Origin of the sequence: Kitasatospora sp. NPDC056531 (assembly GCF_042794375.1) — a bacterium.
GTDB lineage: Bacteria > Actinomycetota > Actinomycetes > Streptomycetales > Streptomycetaceae > Kitasatospora.
In genome coordinates, this window is record NZ_JBHTTU010000022.1 from 93086 (window position 1) to 110106 (window position 17021).

Below are 17021 nucleotides of genomic sequence, written 5' to 3' on the forward strand. Positions count from 1 at the left end.
GGGACATGGGGGTGGGGGTTGGGGTGCGTCTCCCCAAGGTGTGGGCGAATATTTGGCGTGCTTGTGGGGGGGGGGTGTTCCATGGATTCCCCGCCCGAACGTCCTGTCTTCGAGGCCGTTCCGCTCGGGTCAGTTGGCGCGGTCGAAGTCGATCGCGCTGTAGGCCCGCAGCTTCGCCAGCTTGTGGACGGAGTTGATCTCGCGGATCGTGCCGCTCTTGGAGCGCATCACCAGCGAGCTGGTGGTGGCGGTCTCCGAGCGGTAGTGCACGCCGCGCAGCAGCTCGCCGTCGGTGATGCCGGTGGCGACGAAGAACACGTTCTCGCCGCTGACCAGGTCGTTGGTGGTGAGCACCCGGTCCAGGTCGTGCCCGGCGTCCAGGGCCTTCTGCCGTTCGGCCTCGTCCTTGGGCCACAGCCGGCCCTGGATCACGCCGCCCATGCACTTCATCGCGCAGGCCGCGATGATGCCCTCGGGGGTGCCGCCGACGCCCATCAGCAGGTCGACGCCGGTGCCCTCGCGGGCGGCCATGATGGCGCCGGCCACGTCGCCGTCGGAGATGAACTTGATCCGGGCGCCCGCCTCGCGGATCTCCCGGACCAGGCCGTCGTGGCGCGGGCGGTCGAGCACGACCACGGTGACGTCCTCGACGGCGCTGCCCTTGGCCTTGGCGACCCGGCGGATGTTGACGGCCGCCGGGGCGGTGATGTCGACGAACTCGGCGGCCTCGGGGCCGGCCACCAGCTTGTCCATGTAGAACACGGCGCTGGGGTCGAACATGGTGCCGCGGTCGGCGACGGCCAGCACGGCCACCGCGTTGTTCATGCCCTTGGCGGTCAGCGTGGTGCCGTCCACCGGGTCCACCGCGACGTCGCACTCGGCGCCGGTGCCGTCGCCGACCCGCTCGCCGTTGTAGAGCATCGGGGCCTCGTCCTTCTCGCCCTCGCCGATGACGACCACGCCGTTCATCGAGACGGTCGAGACGAGGGTGCGCATCGCCTTTACGGCGGCACCGTCCGCGCCGTTCTTGTCGCCGCGGCCGACCCATCGGCCGGCGGCCATGGCGGCCGCCTCGGTGACCCGGACGAGCTCGAGCGCGAGGTTCCGGTCGGGAGCCTCGGGCGCGACCTCCAGGGCACGGGGGAGGTGGTGCGGGTACTGCGTGGTCATCGTCGTTACCTCTCTGTACGCGACGGCCAGTGAGCGCCCGACTACTGCCTGGTCGAACGCCGTGGTGAGGGTCCTGCGATCGTATCTGCCCACGAGATGACTGTCTGTGGCGCAGGTCGCCGCCCTGTGGCGAAAAGCGCCGGTTCGCCCGGCTTCACCCGTACGTGGACACCCCGGGTGGCCCCGACCGGATGTGGATGAGTCACCATGTGGGGGTGGCTGCAGAGAGCAAGGGCATGAGAGGTCGGCAGACCGTACGGGACATGGTCCTGTCGATGCTGGCGGTCGGTTTCGTCGTCTGGATCGGGTACCTGTTCCTCCCGCACGACGCCAACAGCGACCCGGTGCACGTGGTCGAGTACAAGGTGGCGGCGGCCAGCGCCAAGCGCGCCGCGCCCTATCCGCTGCTCTCCCCGGAGGGGTTGTCCGACAAGTGGCGGGCCACCTCGGTCAGCTACACCCCGGCCGACCTGAACTCCGGCAAGGGCAACGCCTGGCACCTGGGCTTCGTGACGCCCTCCGGCCAGTACGCGGCCGTCGAGCAGGCCGACGTGCCGCGCGACAAGCTGCTGGCCGACAAGGTCGCGGGCGGCCAGCCGGACGGCACCTCGGACGCCGCCGGGCACGCCTGGGACCGGGTGCAGGGCGAGAAGGGTCGCGCGCTGGCCGCGCAGACCGGCTCGGCGACCACCCTGATCACCGGCACCGCCTCCTACGAGGAACTGGCCGAGCTGGCCCAGGCGCTCAAGTAGCGCCAGGGCTCCATGGGTACGCGGAAGGGCCCGCACCGGGTGAACCGGTGCGGGCCCTTCGCCGTTCCGTCGCGGATCAGACGGTGGTGACGACCTCGTCGTAGGCCAGGCGCGGGGAGCGCGGGAACCAGGCGTCGTCGCCCGGCTTGCCGATGTTGACCACGGCCAGCACCGAGTGCTCGCCGTCGCCGAAGAACTCCTTGTTGAGGCCCGCGGCGTCGTAGCCGGTCATCGGGCCGGCGGCCAGGCCGGCGGCGCGCACGCCGATGATGAAGTACGCGGCCTGCAGGGCGCCGTTCAGCGTGGCGGACTGCTCACGGACGGAGCGCTCCGAGAAGAACATGTCCTTGGCCTGCGGGAAGTGCGGGAGCTGGGTCGGCAGCTCCTCGTGGAACTCGTTGTCCGCGGCCAGGATGGCGACCAGCGGCGCGGTGGAGGTCTTGGCCTTGTTGCCGTCCGCCATGTGCTGGACGAGGCGCTCGCGGGCCTCGGCGGAGCGGACCAGGACGACGCGCAGCGGCTGCTGGTTGAAGGCGGTCGGGCCGTACTTGACCAGGTCGTAGATGGCCTGGACCTGCTCCTCGGTGACCGGCTCGTCGGTGAAGGTGTTCGCGGTGCGGGCCTCGCGGAACAGCAGGTCCTGGGCGGCGGTGTCGAGTACCAGGGCGTCGGTGGTCATGCTTCTGCACCTCATGCGGGAGGGGGTTCGTCGGTGTGACCGGCGCGGCCGGTCACTTCCTCCAACATAGGTGAAGTTTCAACGATTCCCCAAGGGGTTGTGACCCGCGTCACTCCCCGGCCGGGGCGCCGCCCTCCTCGGCGGCCAGTGCGGCGTCCAGCCGGGCCCGGGCGCCGTCCAGCCAGCGCTGGCAGACCTTCGCCAGCTGCTCGCCGCGCTCCCACAGGGCCAGCGACTCCTCGAGGGAGGTGCCGCCGTTCTCCAGCTGTCGGACCACGTCGAGCAGCGCGTCCCGGGCGTGCTCGTAGCCCAGCGCGTCGTCCGGGGTCGGCGCCGCCGCGTCCTGCTGCTCCTGCTGCTCTGCCATGTGTGCCAGCGTAGGGGCTGGCGCCGACAGGGACGGCTCCGGCGGGGCGGGAACCCGGGTGCGCCCGGTCGACCCGCGGCGCCGGTCTCCGCCGCGTGATCGAGGTGCGACCCGCCGTCCCGGCCGACGCGCCCGCGCCGTCGCGGCAGCGCTCGTACTAGTCCCGAGCCTCGGCCTCGGCCACCGTGACGTCGAAGCCGCCGCCCGCCACCCGGGCGTGCAGTGCCTCCCCGGCCGCGACCTGCGCCGGGTCCGTCACCACCGTGCCGTCGGTCCGCTGCAGCACCGCGTAGCCGCGCTCCAGGGTGGCCGCCGGGGACAGCGCGACCACCCGGGCCAGGGTGTGCCCGAGGTCGCTCTGCGCGTGGTCCAGCCGGTGCCGCAGGGTGCGCCGGGCCCGCTCCAGCAGGCCCTCCACCTCCTGGCCGCGCCCGTCCAGCATCCGGTGCGGGGCGGCCAGCGACGGGCGGCTGCGCAGTCCGTCCAGCCCGTGCTGCTCGCGCTCGACCCGGGCCAGCACGTGCCGGCGGGCCCGGTCGCGCAGCTGTCGGACCTTGGCCAGCTCCTCGCCGACGTCCGGGACCACCCGTTTGGCGGCATCGGTCGGGGTGGAGGCGCGCAGGTCCGCGACGAAGTCCAGCAGCGGCTGGTCCGGCTCGTGCCCGATCGCGCTGACCACCGGCGTACGGGCGGCCGCCACCAGCCGCACCAGCCCCTCGTCCGAGAACGGCAGCAGGTCCTCCACGCTGCCGCCGCCCCGGGCCACGATGATCACGTCCACCTCGGGGTGCTCGTCCAGCTCCCGGACGGCCGCGCTCACCCGCTCCACCGCGCTGACCCCCTGCACCGGGACGTTGCGCACCTCGAAGCGCACGGCCGGCCAGCGCCGCCGGGCGTTCTCCAGCACGTCCCGTTCGGCCGCCGAGTCGCGCCCGGTGACCAGTCCGACGCACTGCGGCAGGAACGGCAGCGGGCGCTTGCGTTCGAGTGCGAACAGGCCCTCCCCGGCCAGCCGCCGCTTCAGCTGCTCCAGCCGGGCCAGCAGTTCGCCCAGGCCCACCGGCCGGATCTCCGAGGCCCGCATCGACAGCTGCCCGCGCGCCGCGTACCACTCCGGCTTGGCGTGCACGACGACCCGCGCACCCTCCTGCACCACGTCCGCGACCTGGTCGAAGACCGAGCGGAAGCAGGTCACCGTGAGGGAGACGTCGGCCTGCGGGTCGCGCAGGGTCAGGAACACCACGCCCGCCCCGGGCCGACGGCTGAGCTGGGTGATCTGCCCCTCGACCCACACCGCGCCGAGCCGGTCGATCCAGCCGCCGATCAGCGCGGAGACCTTGCCGACCGGGAGCGGGGCTTCGGGGGAGCTGGTGTTGGCCATGCGTACGAGGCTAGCGGCGCGTGCCGACAGCTCGGGCGCTAACGGTGCCCGCCGGCACCCGAAGCGGTACTGCCCCGCACCCCGAGCACCACCAGACGGTGTCGTAGAAGGCCGGGCCCTGCGCGGCCGGGTCGGCGGCCGGCTGCCGCGGGGTCATCGGCGCCAACAGCGCCGCCAGATAGGTCTGGGCGACGAACAGCACCCCGGCCGGCGCCAGGCACCACAGCACCGCCTTGGCCACCGCCGCCGAGGCGCCGGCCGCCTCCTCGACGAAGGTGGTGATCGCGTCGAAGCCCAGGTGGGAGAGCACCGCGACGGACACCGCGGAGATCACCGCGGTGAGCGAGAAGTCCCCGACGGCGGTGAACGGGGTGTCCCAGCCGCGCCGGGCGCCGTCCTGGACCAGCGCCACCACGGCCGCGGCCATGAACACCGCCAGCACCGCGATCTCCGGCGCCGGCACCGCGAAGCCGACCACGGCCGCCGTGCGCACCCCGATCAGGTTGAGCGCGGTGGTGACCACCACCGCGAGCGCCCCCATCGCCACTGTGGCGACCAGGTGGACCGAGGCGACGGCGCCGCGGCTCTTGGCGTCCAGCACGCCGAACACGCCGACCGGGGCCATCGGGGCGATGAACAGCAGTCCGTAGACCATCAGATCGCGGACGCCCGGACTGCGGCGCAGGCCGCTTGGCGTCGCCTGCTCGCTCACAGCGCCCATAGACGCCACATTTGAGCACTTCTGATCGGATCCGACTCGAAATCGGCCGCCGTCGGCGCGGCTGCCCGCCGGGGGCGGGGCGACTCGCGGCCGCCCGTACGATGGAGCCATGTCCAACACCGCGCAGCGCCGTGTCCTGCTCGCCGCCCCCCGGGGCTACTGCGCGGGTGTCGACCGCGCCGTGATCGCCGTGGAGAAGGCCCTGGAGCAGTACGGGGCGCCCATCTACGTCCGCAAGCAGATCGTCCACAACAAGTACGTGGTGCAGACCCTGGAGAAGAAGGGCGCGATCTTCGTCGACGAGACGGAGGAGGTGCCCGAGGGCTCGATCGTGGTCTTCTCGGCGCACGGCGTGGCTCCGTCCGTCCACGACGAGGCGAAGGCCGGCAAGCTGGCCACCATCGACGCCACCTGCCCCCTGGTCACCAAGGTGCACAAGGAGGCCGTCCGCTTCGCCGACGAGGGCTTCGACATCCTGCTGGTGGGCCACGAGGGCCACGAGGAGGTCGTCGGCACCATGGGCGAGGCCCCGGACCGGATCCACCTGGTGGACGGTGCCGAGGACGTCGCCAACGTGCGGGTGCGGGACGAGTCCAAGATCGTCTGGCTGTCCCAGACCACCCTGTCGGTGGACGAGACCATGGCCACCGTCGGCGAGCTGAAGAAGCGTTTCCCGGCGCTGGTCAGCCCGCCCAGCGACGACATCTGCTACGCGACCCAGAACCGCCAGGTCGCGGTCAAGCAGCTGGCCCCGGAGACCGACCTGCTGATCGTGGTCGGCTCCAAGAACTCCTCCAACTCGGTCCGCCTGGTCGAGGTCGGCCTGGAGTACGGCGCCAAGGCCGCCCATTTGGTGGACTTCGCCGAGGAGATCCAGGAGTCCTGGCTGGAGGGCGTCACCACGGTCGGCCTGACCAGCGGCGCCTCGGTGCCGGAGATCCTGGTCGACGGCGTGCTGGAGTTCCTGGCCGCGCGCGGTTACGACACGGTCGAGACGGTCAAGACCGCCGAGGAGCACCTGACCTTCTCGCTGCCCAAGGAACTGCGCCGCGACCTGCGCGCCGAGGCGGCGGGCAAGCTGTAGACCGTTGTGGAGAACCCGGCACCCCGGTGGGGTGCCGGGTTTTCTGCTGTGCGGCGCCGCCTGGGCTCTCGTAGGTTTGTGCACAGGCTGTGGACAAGCCGGTCCACGGCCGAACGGTGGAGGGCGGAGTGATGACGGCGGTATTCGGCGTGGACATCGGCGGCTCGGGCATCAAGGGGGCCCCGGTCGACCTCGCCCGGGGAGCGCTCGCCCAGGAGCGCCACAAGGTGCTCACTCCGCACCCGTCCGAGCCCGAGGCCGTGGTCGCCGCCGTGTGCGAGGTGGTCCGGCACTTCGACCACCAGGGGCCGGTCGGGCTGACCTTCCCCGGCGTGGTGGTCGGCGGCCGCACCAGGACCGCCGCCAATGTGGACAAGGGCTGGATCGGCCTGGACGCCGCAGGTCTGTTCCGCGAGGCACTGGACCTGCCGGCGACCGTCCTCAACGACGCGGACGCGGCCGGCCTGGCGGAGTTCACCCACGGTGCCGGGCGTGGCGAGTCGGGCGTGGTGCTGGTGCTCACCTTCGGCACCGGCATCGGCAGCGCGCTCTTCGTGGACGGCACGCTGGTGCCCAACACCGAGTTGGGCCACCTGGAGCTGCGCGGCAAGGACGCCGAGCGCCGGGCCTCCTCGGCCGCCAAGGAGCGGCACGAGCTGACCTGGGAGCAGTGGGCCGGGCGGGTCGGCGAGTACCTGGACCTGGTGGAGATGCTGTTCTCACCGCAGCTGATCGTGATCGGCGGCGGGGTGAGCCGCAAGCACGAGAAGTTCCTGCCGCTGCTGAAGGACCGCGAGGCGAGGGTGGTGCCGGCGGAACTGCGCAACGACGCGGGCATCGTCGGGGCCGCCATGGCGGCGGCCCGGGCGGCGGGCTGAGGGCCTGCCGGTGCCGGGCTCCGACGGGAGCGGTGGAGCTCAGCGGGAGCGGTGGATCCGGCGCTGGGCGACGAAGCGGGCGAGCACGATCAGCGCGGCCAGGCCGGTGCCGGAGAACAGCCAGCCGGCCCGCAGCGCCAGCCCGGTCGCCAACGCCACCACCTGGGCGGTCACGCCCGAGGAGCTGACCGGCGCGAGCACCAGCAGTGCCAGGGCGAAGGCGATCGGCCCGCTGATCGGCGCGGCCAGCAGGTCGGCGTAGCGGACCCGGACGGCCAGCTGGAAGCAGACCACCAGGTATCCGAGGCCGAACAGCCAGCCGAGGCCGTCGAAGAGCAGCCGGTCCGCGCCCGCCACCACGAGCGTCGCCAGCACGGCGACCACGCCGGTCCCGATGGCGGTCAGCCGGGTCGGCCGGCCGGTGCGGCGGCGCCCGTACACCCGCAGCCGGCGCCCGGGGGACTGGCGCGCCGCGGCGGGCCGACCGGCCACCGGGCGCAGCCGGACGGGGGGAGTCGCGGGGGCGGCAGGGGCTCGGGTGCTCTCGGGAGCCCGGCCGGGACCGGGGACGGCGGCCGCGGCCGCGCCGTTCGGCGGACGGCGTCTGGGCCCTGGCGGCTGGGTACGGGTGCTCTGCTCCACCCGCCCAACGTACGGTCCGATCATCGCCACACTGTGTAATGGACCGTTCAGGCCTTGTCCCGTGTCTCCGGATGGAGTAGTTGTGTGATCGTCGCTCAGCGGTCTGACCAGCTCGGACGAGTCGACGAACCAGGATCATCGGATCACCACGCGGGGGACTTCATGGCGACGGACTTCACCTTCGAACGCCTCGACCACTTCCAGCTCGACATCCCCGCCGGCGCCGAGGACGAGTGCCGGGCCTTCTGGTCCGGCGTGCTCGGCATGACGGAGCTGGAGAAGCCGCCGGTGCTGGCGGCCCGCGGCGGCTGCTGGTTCCGTGGCGGCGGGGTCGAGGTGCACCTCGGCGTGACCCCGGACTTCCGGCCGTCCGTGAAGGGACACCCGGGCATCCTGGTGCGCTCGCTGGACGCCCTGGCCGAGCGGCTCGCCGCGCACGGCCACGAGGTGCTCTGGGACGACAACCTGCCCGGCCACCGGCGCTTCTACGCGGCCGACAAGCTGGGCAACCGGCTGGAGTTCCTGGAGCCGCGACCGGCGGCGACCGAGGCGTAGGGCAGCGCAGGCGCTGCCCGTAGACTTGGGGGTCGGCCCGTACGGTGCCGACCCAACTCCTCCAAGCCCACGGGACTGCGCTTCATGTCGCTCACGATCGGAATCGTCGGCCTGCCGAACGTCGGCAAGTCGACCCTGTTCAACGCCCTGACCAAGAACGACGTGCTGGCGGCCAACTACCCGTTCGCCACCATCGAGCCGAACGTCGGCGTCGTCGGCGTCCCCGACCAGCGGCTGGCCAAGCTCGCCGAGATCTTCGGCTCCCAGCGCATCCTCCCGGCCACCGTCGACTTCGTGGACATCGCGGGCATCGTGCGCGGCGCCAGCGAGGGCGAGGGCCTGGGCAACAAGTTCCTCGCCAACATCCGCGAGTCGGACGCGATCTGCCAGGTCGTGCGCGCCTTCACCGACCCGGACGTGGTGCACGTGGACGGCAAGGTGTCGCCCAAGGACGACATCGAGACCATCCACACCGAGCTGATCCTGGCCGACCTCCAGACCATCGAGAAGGTCCTGCCGCGCCTGCAGAAGGAGGCGCGCCTCAAGAAGGACACCGCCCCCGTGCTGGCCGCCGCCGAGGCCGCGCAGGCGATCCTGGAGACCGGCAAGACCCTCTTCGAGGCCGGCTTCGACACCGCCCCGATCCGCGACCTGCACCTGCTGACCGCCAAGCCCTTCCTCTACGTCTTCAACGTGGACGAGGCCGAGCTGGCCGACGAGGACTTCAAGAACGCCCAGCGCGAGCTGGTCGCCCCCGCCGAGGCGATCTTCCTCAACGCCAAGATCGAGTCCGAGCTGATCGAGCTGGACGACGCCGAGGCCCTCGAACTCCTCCAGTCCATGGGCCAGGACGAGCCCGGCCTCGCCACCCTCGCCCGCGTCGGCTTCAACACCCTCGGCCTGCAGACCTACCTCACGGCCGGCCCCAAGGAAACCCGCGCCTGGACCATCAAGAAGGGCGCCACCGCCCCCGAGGCCGCCGGAGTCATCCACACCGACTTCCAGAAGGGCTTCATCAAGGCCGAGGTGATCTCCTTCGACGACCTGGTGGAGACCGGTTCCATCGCCGAGGCCCGCGCCAAGGGCAAGGCGCGCATCGAGGGCAAGGAATACGTCATGCACGACGGCGACGTGGTGGAGTTCCGCTTCAACGTGTGACCCGGCGACAGCTGACACCCCCCGGAGGGGCCGACTCCCGTGAGTGGAGTTCGGCCCCTCCGGCCTTGTGGGGGTGGCGGTTCCTCTAGGGTGGGGTCGGCCAACTGGGGGTCGTGGGAGAGGGGTTGGGTGTGGAGGTCGAGCTCGGGTTCGAGGCGGCGGAGGGTGCCTCGGAGGGGGCGGAGGTCGAGGCGGCGCGGTCGTTGACCCGGTGGCTGCTGGCCGAGCCGGAGCTGCGGGGCATCGAGGTGCGGCCCGGGGCGGCGGATCCGGCGGACGGCCGGATGGGGGAGGTGCTGGAGATCCTCAACGTGGTCCTGGCGAACGGGATCGCGCTGGGGAGCCTGGTGACCGCCGTCGCCACCTGGCGGGACACGCGGCGCGGCGGGATGCGGGTGCGGATCGAGCGCGGCGGCACGTCGGTGGTGATCGAGGGCGGGTCGGCGGACGAGGTGCGCCGGATCGTGACGCAGCTGGAGCCGCCGGCCGGAGCCGCTGAGCAGTCGTGACCGTGCTGGCGGACCCGGGCCGGTCGGCGGCCGTGCTCGTCGGGGTGCACGACTACGTCCACCTGGACGGACTGCCGGCCGTCGAGCGGAACCTGGAGGGGCTGCGCCGGGTGCTCACCGACCCCGACGTCTGGGGGCTGCCCGCCGAGGCCTGCGCGGTGATCGCCCAGCCCGCGAGCGTGCGCGAAGTGCTGGACGCGGTACGGGAGAAGGCGCGGCAGGCCACCGACACCCTGCTGGTCTACTACGCCGGGCACGGCGTGGTCGACAACTACTCGGATGAGCTGTACCTCGCGCTGCCGGACACCGACCGCGAGCGCGAGTACACCGCGCTGCGGTTCGAGTCGCTGCGCCGCGAGGTGCTCGACCCGCAGGCCCGGGCCCAGCGCACGGTGGTGGTGCTGGACTGCTGCTACAGCGGCCGGGCGCTGGTCGGCTCGATGGGCGCGGGCAAGTCCCTCGCCGACCGGACGGCGGTGAACGGGACGGTGGTGCTCACCGCCTCGGCAGCCACCCGGGAGGCCCTCGCGCTGCCCGGGGAGCCGTACACCGCCTTCACCGGGGAGCTCGTCGACCTGTTGGAGCGGGGCATCCCGGGCGGTCCCGAACTGCTGGACATGGACACCCTCTACCGGCAGCTGTACGCGCGGCTCGCCGAGAAGTCCCGCCCACTGCCGCAGCAGCGCAACCGCAACACCGGCGGGCGGATCGCGATAGCCCGCAACCGCGCGGCGGGGGTGGAGGGCGAGAGCCCTCGGGACACCGAGGCCCGGGCCGCCGCCGAAGCCCGGGCCACCGCTGAGGAGCTACTCGCGTGGCGGGAGCGGGAGGTCGAGCGGCTGCGGGCCGCCGCCGAGGAGGGCGCGCGGGAGCTGCTGCACCGGGCCACCCGCCTGGCGGCGGCGCTGGCGGCCGAGCCGGACCCGGACTTCCGCCCGTTCTGGCTCGCCGTCCCGGCCGTGCGCGAGGTCTTCGGCACGGACGGTTCGCTGGAGCCGGTGGGGGAGTTGGTGCCGGGCACCTGGTACTTGGCGTTGGCGGCCCGCGGGGACGCCCTGCTGGTCCGACACGGGGACGGGGCGCAGGGGATCCTGCTCGACTGCGTCGGGATCCAGAACGGTTCGGCGGAGGCCGAGTTCGAGCTGTACTGGTTCGCGGTGCCGGTGGTGCGCCCGCTCTTCGACGCGGGCGGCGGCTCGTTGGAGCCGGTGGGGGAGTTGGTGCCGGGCACCTGGTACCTGGCACTGGCGGCTGCCGAGAACGCCCTGCTGGTCCAACTCCCGGACGGCACCAAGGGGTTGCTGCTGGACGTCAGCGGGATCCAGAAGGGCGTCGCGGACCGCTCGGACCCGCCGCCGAAGGACCGGGACGACTTCACGCCGTTCTGGTTCGCGGTGCCGGCGGTGCGCCAGCTCTTCGAAGCGGACGGTTCGCCGGTGTCGGCGGGAGAGTTGGTGCCGGGTGAGTGGTACCTGGCGGTGGGGCAGCAGGCGGACGCCCTGACGGTCCAACTCCCGGACGGCGCCCGCTGGCTGCTGCTCGACTCCACCGGCATCCAGCGCGGCTAGCCCCGGACGGTGACCGTCACCACCCCGTCCGCGTCCGCCGTGACGGTGACCGCGTCGAGGGTCGCGGCGAGGGCGTCCGGGTGGTGGGCGGCGGCGCGGGGGCCGATGCCGATGACGCGCATGCCGGCCGCGCGGGCGGCGGCGATGCCGGCGCCGGAGTCCTCGAAGGCGAGGCAGTCGGCGGGGGCGTGGCCGACGGCGGCGGCGCCCTTGAGGAAGCCCTCGGGGTCGGGCTTGCTGGCGCCGACCGACTCGGCGGTGACCAGGACGGGCGGCAGGGGCAGGTCGGCGGCGGCCATCCGGATCCGGGCGAGCGGCTCGTCGGCGGAGGTGACCAAGGCGTGCGGCAGGTCGGCCAGGGCGGCGAGGAAGGCGGGGGCGCCGGGGACCGGGACGACGCCCTCGACGTCGGCGCGCTCCTCGGCGAGCATCCGCTCGTTCTCGGCGAGGTTGACCTCGACCGGGCGGTCCGGCAGCAGCACGGCCATGGTCGCGTGGCCCTGGCGGCCGTGGACGACGGGCATCACCTCGACGGGGTCGAGGCCGTGCCGCTCGGCCCAGCGGCCCCAGCAGCGCTCGACCACGGCGTCGGAGTTGACCAGGGTGCCGTCCATGTCGAGGAGGAGGGCGCGGGCGGTCAGCCGGATGGGGGCAGCGGGCATGGGACGGCTCCTCGGGGAGAACGGCGGTGTGCGGGCCAGGAAGGCGAGCTATTTGTTTCCAAATGATACAAAAGATCAGCGGAGCAGATGGGCGTTGACCGCCCGGGCCTCCTCGGTCAGCTCCGGCAGCTCCACCACCTCGACCCCGGCCGCCTCCAGCAGGGCCGTGCCCTGGCAGTCGGTGACGAACAGGTCCGGCTCGCGCCAGGCGACCACCACCCGCGCCACGCCCGCCGCGATGAGCAGCCGGGCGCACGGCACCGGTCGCGAGGCGCGCTGGCCGCAGGGCTCCAGGCTGCTGTAGGCAGTCGCCCCGCGCAGTCGGGCGTCGCCCGCCGGGAGCTTGCCGAGGGCCGCCTCCTCGGCGTGGTCGTGCGCGTCCACCTCCCGGCTGAAGCCCTCCGCCAGCACCTCGCCGTCGGCGCCGACGATCACAGCGCCGACCGAGAAGGCCGTCTCGGAGGGCGGGCACCGGCGGGAGAGCTCGACGGCCCGGCGCAGGTGGTCGAGGTCGGTGGCGGTGGGCTGGTTCACGGCGCGGGCTCCTTCGGGGCGTACCTCAGCAGGACGACGTCGCCCACGGTACGTGCCTCCAGCAGCCGCATCCGTCGGGCCGGACCGCCCGGGAAGGCGGCCGGGCCGACGAGCCGCGGCGCCCCGGCCTGGCCGACCAGCAGCGGGGCGACGGCCAGCTGGAGTTCGTCCGCCAGGCCCCGGGCCAGGAACTGGGTGTGCACCCCGCTGCCCCCCTCGACCATCAGGCGGCGCACTCCGCGCGCGCCCAGGTCGTCCAGCACCGCGCCGAGGTCCACCGCCTCGCCGAGCGCGGTCACCTCGGCGAGCCCGTCGAGCCGGGGCCGCAGCACCGCGGCCCCGGTGTCGGTGGTGTAGGCGAGCTTGGCGCCGCCGGTGTGCCAGAACCGCAGGTCGGCGTCGAGCGCGCCGCTCGCGCTGAGTGTCACCTTCAGCGGGTATTCGGGGCGCCCGGCGGCCACCCGGGCGGCCCGGCGCGCGGGGTCGTTGACCAGCAGCCGGGGGTTGTCGGCGCGCAGGGTGTTGCCGCCGACCAGGATCGCGTCGGCGGCCGCGCGCTCCTCGTCCACCCGGTCGAAGTCGGCGGCGTTGGAGAGCAGCAGCCGGTCGGGGGAGGCGTCGTCGAGGTGGCCGTCGAGCGACACGGCGGCGCTGAGCAGGACGAAGGGGCGCTGGCCGGGGCCTGGCATGGGCGGGGACCGTTCTGTCGGGGGCGACTCCACGGTACGGCGGCGGGGTGTGGCACGGCCCCGAAGGGGCCGGAATGTGAGACGGTTCTTCTCGTCATACGGGATGGAGCGTAGCGTCGGAACCATCGCGCGAACGGAAGACCTACCGGAACACCGACCACGCCCAGGGGGGACCCTCATGCCCGGACCGCAGCCCGCCACCGTCTACACCCACGGTCACCAGGAGGCCGTGCTGCGCTCGCACCGCTCCCGGACCGCCGCCGACTCGGCCGCCTACCTGCTGCCCGAACTGCGGCCCGGCCAGGCCCTGTTGGACGTCGGCTGCGGACCCGGCACGATCACCGCCGACCTGGCCGAACTGGTCGGCCCCACCGGGCGGGTGGTGGCCGTGGACACCTCCGCCGAGGTGCTGGAGCAGGCCGCCGGGTACGTCGCCGAGCGCGGCCTGTCCAACGTGGTGTTCGAGCTCGCGGACGTGCACCGGCTGCCGTACCGGGACGGCGAGTTCGACGTCGTGCACGCCCACCAGGTGCTGCAGCACCTGGGCGATCCGGTGGACGCGCTGCGCGAGATGCGCCGGGTGGCGGCGCCCGGCGGGGTGGTCGCGGCCCGGGACGCCGACTACGCCTCGATGACCTGGTTCCCCGAGGCGCCCGCGCTGGACCGCTGGCTGGAGCTGTACCGCCGCACCGCCCGCGTCAACGGCGGCGAGCCGGACGCCGGGCGGCGGCTGCTCTCCTGGGCCCGCGCGGCCGGCTTCCCCGAGGTGACCGCGAGCACCAGCACCTGGACGTACGCGACGCCCGAGCGGTGCGACTGGTGGGGCGGGATGTGGGCGGACCGGGTGACCGGCACGGCGTTCGGCCGGACGGCGGTGGAGCGGGGCTTCGCGGACCGGGCCGAGCTGGAGCGGATCGCGGCCGGCTGGCGGGAGTGGAGCGCCGCCGAGGACGGGTGGTTCTCGATGATCCACGGCGAGGTCCTGGCCCGCGGCTGAGCGGTGGGTCCGGGCGGGCGGCCCGGAGCGGTGACGGTCGGGCGGGTGTTCGGAAAGATCGGGTAAAGTCGCGCGACCGTTCACCTCGGGCCCGGTCGGGTCCGAGCCATGGTGCCGAACGCCGCAACGCCGATCTGACGCCCGCCCCGGCGGGTTGGGGAGTCCACGTGTCCAAGCCTGAGTCCGAGCTGCCCGCCGCCTCGGGGCCGGACCCGCGGGTGGGCTTCCGCAAGGACTCGGGCCGCGCGGAGGCCGAGGCTCCGGAGCGGCCCGCCGAGGTCGAGCCCGCGGCCGTCGGGTCCGCTCCCGTCGAGCCCGCAGCAGTCGAGCCCGCTCCCGTGGAACCCCCGGCCGCCGAGCCGGTCCCGGCGCCGGAGCCCGCAGCCGAGTCGACTCCGGCCCCGGAGCCCGTCGACCCCTGGGCCCCGCCCGCCGACCACCCTCCGCAGGCCGCCCCGCCGGCCTCGTCGGCCCCGCCCCAGCCGCCGTCCCCGCCGCTGCCCGCCGGAGGCTGGGCCACGGCGTCGTCGTCGGCGCAGTCCGGCCTGCGGCCCGGTCAGCCGTACCCGTACCCGTACCCCTACGGCTCCGCGTCCCCGTACCACCCGAAGCCGGAGCAGCGCACCAACGGCTTCGCGGTCGGCTCGCTGGCGACCGGACTGAGCCTGCTCGCGCCGGTGGCCCTGGTGTTCGGGATCATCGCGCTGACCCAGATCAACCGCCGCAAGGAGCGCGGCCGTGGCATGGCGGTCACCGGTCTGGTGCTCGGGGTGGCCGGCACGGTGCTGCTGGCGCTCCTGGCGGGCGCGGGGGACTTCAGCCCCGCGCGGGACGGCCGGTACGCCCCGAAGCCCCCGCCCGGCTCGGTCCGCTGGTCCGCGCTGAAGGCCGGGGACTGCTACAACGCCCCGAGCGGGAGCAGCACGGCCGACGGGCACGGCGACGAGACGGTGTACTGGGTGGGCCGGGTGCCCTGCTCGGACCCGCACCACGGCGAGGTGGCCGGCACCGCCAAGGTGCCCGAGAGCAAGGGCCCGTACCCGGGCGAGAGCGCCATGCGCGAGCGGGCGGCCACGCTGTGCCGCACGGTGCTGGAGGACTACGCGCTCGACCAGTGGGCGGTGCCGGACGGCATGGACGACGTCTACCTCTACCCGACCTCGGGCAACTGGGCGGCCGGCGAACGGTACGTCACCTGCGCCTTCGAGGACCAGGACGACCAGCACCTGGGGACGGTCCGCACCGACCGTGCCGGCCTGACCGCCGCTCAGCTGGCCTACCTGGAGGCCGTCCGGGGCTTCAACAGCACCTACACGGACGCGCCGAAGCAGGACGTCAGCGTCGCCGAGGCCGAGTACCGGTCCTGGGCGCGGCGGATGGCCGCCGCCTCCCGGGCCGAGGCCGCCGCCCTGCGCAAGCCGGCCACGGACTGGCCGGCCGACGTCCGGCCGACGGTCGAGAAGCTGGCCGAGGCGCAGACCCAGGCGGCCACCACCTGGGACGCCGCGGCCTCCGGCGCCGACCTGTCGGGCGACCTGCGCCGGGCCCGGGCGCTGGTGGCCAAGACCGTGCCGATCAGCGTGGAGATCCGCCGTGCCCTGGGCCTGTCCACCGGCGAGCAGGTGCCCGACCTCCGGGTCTGAAACGCCCGGACGAGCACCCCGAGCGAACACCGGGGCGAACACCCGGGCAACGGGTTACCCGCCGTTAACTCCGCCCGTACCTCCCGGTAGCGCACCGCCCGTACGCTCGCTGTCATGTCCCCGGCCCGACCCCCACGCCGGCCGGGGACAGCCTCCCGGGCCGCCGGTACGCTCCCCTCATGGGCACCTTTCGGGTAATGCGGCAGGACGACAACGGCAACCGCTTCCTGGTCGCCGAGGGCCTGGACCGGGCCGAGGCGCAGCGGTTGGCGGCGGAGTTCGAGGCGCGCGGCCACAAGCAGCTGTACTGGGTCGAGTCCGAGGACGGGGACGCCGCGCCGTAGGGTCGGGGCCATGGAGCAGACCGGTGAGACCCCCAGCGAGCCGCGGATCGTCGTCGGCGGCGCGCTGGTCCACGGCGGCCGGGTGCTCGCCGCCCGGCGCAACGCACCCGCGGCGGTGGCCGGGCGGTGGGAGTTCCCCGGCGGCAAGGCCGAGCCCGGCGAGACCGAGCCGCAGGCGCTGGAGCGGGAGCTGCTGGAGGAGCTGGGCGTACGGGCGCGGGCGCTGCGCCGGCTGCCCGGGGCGTGGACCGTCCGGCCGGGTCTGGAGCTGCGGTTCTGGGCGGCCGAGCTGCTGGACGGCGAGCCGCGCCCGCTGGAGGACCACGACGAGCTGCGCTGGCTCGGCCCGGCCGAGCTGGACGGCGTGGACTGGATCGAGCACGACCGCGAGGTGCTGCCGCACGTCGCCGAGCTGCTGGTGGCCGCGGGCGACGCGCAAGCCGCCAGATAGGTCAATCGGACAAGACGACCCGGCGGCCGGGATAGCCTGGGTTCTGCTGGGTATGTCGCTTTTCGGCACTATTCGTCACCATCGGTGAGCCGTCCCAGCCGGCGACGCCGATCCCGACCCAGAGCCGGAGGCCCCGTCGGTGTCGACAACCGGGAACGGCGGCGGGGGAGCGCGGCAGGCAGGCGCCGCGGGAGGCGCCGCCGCCCGCGCCCGACTGCGCCGCGCCGTCCGTTCGAC

At 73.7% G+C, this 17021-nt stretch carries 17 protein-coding genes and 2 pseudogenes; 11 read left to right on the forward strand and 8 right to left on the reverse strand.

Going from position 1 to position 17021, the window contains the following annotated elements; genetic code table 11:
- Positions 1-129: 129 nt before the first annotated feature.
- The gene (gene glpX / locus ACFQ87_RS20435; RefSeq protein WP_380612186.1) at positions 130-1170 is read right to left on the reverse strand and encodes a class II fructose-bisphosphatase; all 1041 of its coding nucleotides are present in this window, start codon (positions 1168-1170) and stop codon (positions 130-132) included.
- Between the two features lie 215 nt (positions 1171-1385).
- Here glpX and ACFQ87_RS20440 point away from each other — a divergent pair, with 215 nt between their 5' ends.
- Positions 1386-1922 carry a DUF4245 domain-containing protein gene (locus ACFQ87_RS20440; protein ID WP_380612187.1) on the forward strand — a complete coding sequence of 179 codons (537 nt, stop codon included), beginning with the start codon at positions 1386-1388 and terminating at the stop codon, positions 1920-1922.
- 76 nt (positions 1923-1998) lie between these two features.
- Here the strand turns inward: ACFQ87_RS20440 and ACFQ87_RS20445 are convergent, their stop codons facing one another.
- From ACFQ87_RS20445 to ACFQ87_RS20460, 4 genes and pseudogenes are all read right to left on the reverse strand, one after another.
- On the reverse strand, positions 1999-2601 hold the full coding sequence (locus ACFQ87_RS20445; RefSeq protein ID WP_380612188.1) for a malonic semialdehyde reductase: 603 nt from the start codon (positions 2599-2601) through the stop codon (positions 1999-2001).
- Positions 2602-2710: 109 nt separating this feature from the next.
- Positions 2711-2968 carry an exodeoxyribonuclease VII small subunit gene (locus ACFQ87_RS20450; RefSeq protein ID WP_380612189.1) on the reverse strand — a complete coding sequence of 86 codons (258 nt, stop codon included), beginning with the start codon at positions 2966-2968 and terminating at the stop codon, positions 2711-2713.
- A 157-nt stretch (positions 2969-3125) separates the two neighbouring features.
- Positions 3126-4349 (reverse strand): exodeoxyribonuclease VII large subunit, encoded by a 1224-nt coding sequence (xseA, locus tag ACFQ87_RS20455; RefSeq protein ID WP_380612190.1) that lies wholly within the window; start codon positions 4347-4349, stop codon positions 3126-3128.
- Between the two features lie 94 nt (positions 4350-4443).
- Positions 4444-5070, reverse strand: a pseudogene (locus ACFQ87_RS20460) (amino acid permease); the annotation flags it as partial.
- 109 nt (positions 5071-5179) lie between these two features.
- Here ACFQ87_RS20460 and ACFQ87_RS20465 point away from each other — a divergent pair.
- Positions 5180-6154 (forward strand): 4-hydroxy-3-methylbut-2-enyl diphosphate reductase, encoded by a 975-nt coding sequence (locus ACFQ87_RS20465; RefSeq protein ID WP_380612191.1) that lies wholly within the window; start codon positions 5180-5182, stop codon positions 6152-6154.
- 131 nt (positions 6155-6285) lie between these two features.
- The gene (gene ppgK / locus ACFQ87_RS20470; protein ID WP_380612192.1) at positions 6286-7032 is read left to right on the forward strand and encodes a polyphosphate--glucose phosphotransferase; all 747 of its coding nucleotides are present in this window, start codon (positions 6286-6288) and stop codon (positions 7030-7032) included.
- Between the two features lie 39 nt (positions 7033-7071).
- Here ppgK and ACFQ87_RS20475 read toward each other — a convergent pair whose 3' ends face one another.
- Positions 7072-7698: a DUF6542 domain-containing protein gene (locus tag ACFQ87_RS20475; RefSeq protein WP_380612193.1), complete on the reverse strand. Its 627-nt coding sequence runs from the start codon at positions 7696-7698 to the stop codon at positions 7072-7074.
- Positions 7699-7836: 138 nt separating this feature from the next.
- Here ACFQ87_RS20475 and ACFQ87_RS20480 point away from each other — a divergent pair, with 138 nt between their 5' ends.
- The 4 genes from ACFQ87_RS20480 to ACFQ87_RS20495 all read left to right on the forward strand — a co-directional run bounded on the left by ACFQ87_RS20480 (position 7837) and on the right by ACFQ87_RS20495 (position 11464).
- Positions 7837-8229 (forward strand): VOC family protein, encoded by a 393-nt coding sequence (locus tag ACFQ87_RS20480; RefSeq protein WP_380612194.1) that lies wholly within the window; start codon positions 7837-7839, stop codon positions 8227-8229.
- Positions 8230-8313: 84 nt separating this feature from the next.
- Entirely contained in the window at positions 8314-9387 is a 1074-nt protein-coding gene (gene ychF / locus ACFQ87_RS20485; RefSeq protein ID WP_380612195.1) for a redox-regulated ATPase YchF, read from the forward strand.
- 131 nt (positions 9388-9518) lie between these two features.
- A complete protein-coding gene (locus ACFQ87_RS20490; RefSeq protein ID WP_380612196.1) occupies positions 9519-9896 on the forward strand; it encodes a hypothetical protein in 378 nt (125 codons plus the stop codon).
- Positions 9893-11464 carry a caspase family protein gene (locus ACFQ87_RS20495; RefSeq protein ID WP_380612197.1) on the forward strand — a complete coding sequence of 524 codons (1572 nt, stop codon included), beginning with the start codon at positions 9893-9895 and terminating at the stop codon, positions 11462-11464. The genes ACFQ87_RS20490 and ACFQ87_RS20495 overlap by 4 nt, the downstream gene beginning before the upstream one ends.
- Here the strand turns inward: ACFQ87_RS20495 and ACFQ87_RS20500 are convergent.
- Both ACFQ87_RS20500 and ACFQ87_RS20505 read right to left on the reverse strand, forming a co-directional pair.
- Positions 11461-12126, reverse strand: a complete 666-nt coding sequence (locus tag ACFQ87_RS20500; RefSeq protein ID WP_380612198.1) for an HAD-IA family hydrolase — start codon at positions 12124-12126, stop codon at positions 11461-11463. The two genes, ACFQ87_RS20495 and ACFQ87_RS20500, sit on opposite strands and share 4 nt — an antisense overlap.
- Before the next feature lie 75 nt (positions 12127-12201).
- Positions 12202-13349: pseudogene (locus ACFQ87_RS20505) on the reverse strand (dihydrofolate reductase family protein).
- A gap of 178 nt (positions 13350-13527) precedes the next feature.
- On the opposite strand from ACFQ87_RS20505, the gene ACFQ87_RS20510 reads away from it, so the two are divergent.
- From ACFQ87_RS20510 to ACFQ87_RS20525, 4 genes are all read left to right on the forward strand, one after another.
- Complete coding sequence (locus ACFQ87_RS20510; protein WP_380612199.1) at positions 13528-14346, forward strand: methyltransferase domain-containing protein; 819 nt, start codon at positions 13528-13530, stop codon at positions 14344-14346.
- A gap of 167 nt (positions 14347-14513) precedes the next feature.
- Positions 14514-15989 (forward strand): DUF4190 domain-containing protein, encoded by a 1476-nt coding sequence (locus tag ACFQ87_RS20515; RefSeq protein ID WP_380612200.1) that lies wholly within the window; start codon positions 14514-14516, stop codon positions 15987-15989.
- A 179-nt stretch (positions 15990-16168) separates the two neighbouring features.
- Entirely contained in the window at positions 16169-16333 is a 165-nt protein-coding gene (locus ACFQ87_RS20520) for a hypothetical protein (RefSeq protein WP_380612201.1), read from the forward strand.
- A 10-nt stretch (positions 16334-16343) separates the two neighbouring features.
- Positions 16344-16784, forward strand: coding sequence for an NUDIX domain-containing protein (locus ACFQ87_RS20525; protein ID WP_380612202.1), 441 nt, complete (start codon positions 16344-16346; stop codon positions 16782-16784).
- Positions 16785-17021: the final 237 nt, after the last annotated feature.

Bases quoted from the DNA above. Each gene is read 5' to 3' on its own strand.
- ACFQ87_RS20500 (WP_380612198.1), bottom strand. From the start codon at position 12,126: ATGCCCGCTGCCCCCATCCGGCTGACCGCCCGCGCCCTCCTCCTCGAC.
- ACFQ87_RS20450 (WP_380612189.1), bottom strand. From the start codon at position 2,968: ATGGCAGAGCAGCAGGAGCAGCAGGACGCGGCGGCGCCGACCCCGGAC.
- ACFQ87_RS20525 (WP_380612202.1), top strand. From the start codon at position 16,344: ATGGAGCAGACCGGTGAGACCCCCAGCGAGCCGCGGATCGTCGTCGGC.
- glpX (WP_380612186.1), bottom strand. From the start codon at position 1,170: ATGACCACGCAGTACCCGCACCACCTCCCCCGTGCCCTGGAGGTCGCG.
- ACFQ87_RS20480 (WP_380612194.1), top strand. From the start codon at position 7,837: ATGGCGACGGACTTCACCTTCGAACGCCTCGACCACTTCCAGCTCGAC.
- ACFQ87_RS20475 (WP_380612193.1), bottom strand. From the start codon at position 7,698: ATGATCGGACCGTACGTTGGGCGGGTGGAGCAGAGCACCCGTACCCAG.
- ACFQ87_RS20520 (WP_380612201.1), top strand. From the start codon at position 16,169: ATGGGCACCTTTCGGGTAATGCGGCAGGACGACAACGGCAACCGCTTC.
- ychF (WP_380612195.1), top strand. From the start codon at position 8,314: ATGTCGCTCACGATCGGAATCGTCGGCCTGCCGAACGTCGGCAAGTCG.
- ACFQ87_RS20445 (WP_380612188.1), bottom strand. From the start codon at position 2,601: ATGACCACCGACGCCCTGGTACTCGACACCGCCGCCCAGGACCTGCTG.
- xseA (WP_380612190.1), bottom strand. From the start codon at position 4,349: ATGGCCAACACCAGCTCCCCCGAAGCCCCGCTCCCGGTCGGCAAGGTC.
- ppgK (WP_380612192.1), top strand. From the start codon at position 6,286: ATGACGGCGGTATTCGGCGTGGACATCGGCGGCTCGGGCATCAAGGGG.
- ACFQ87_RS20465 (WP_380612191.1), top strand. From the start codon at position 5,180: ATGTCCAACACCGCGCAGCGCCGTGTCCTGCTCGCCGCCCCCCGGGGC.
- ACFQ87_RS20510 (WP_380612199.1), top strand. From the start codon at position 13,528: ATGCCCGGACCGCAGCCCGCCACCGTCTACACCCACGGTCACCAGGAG.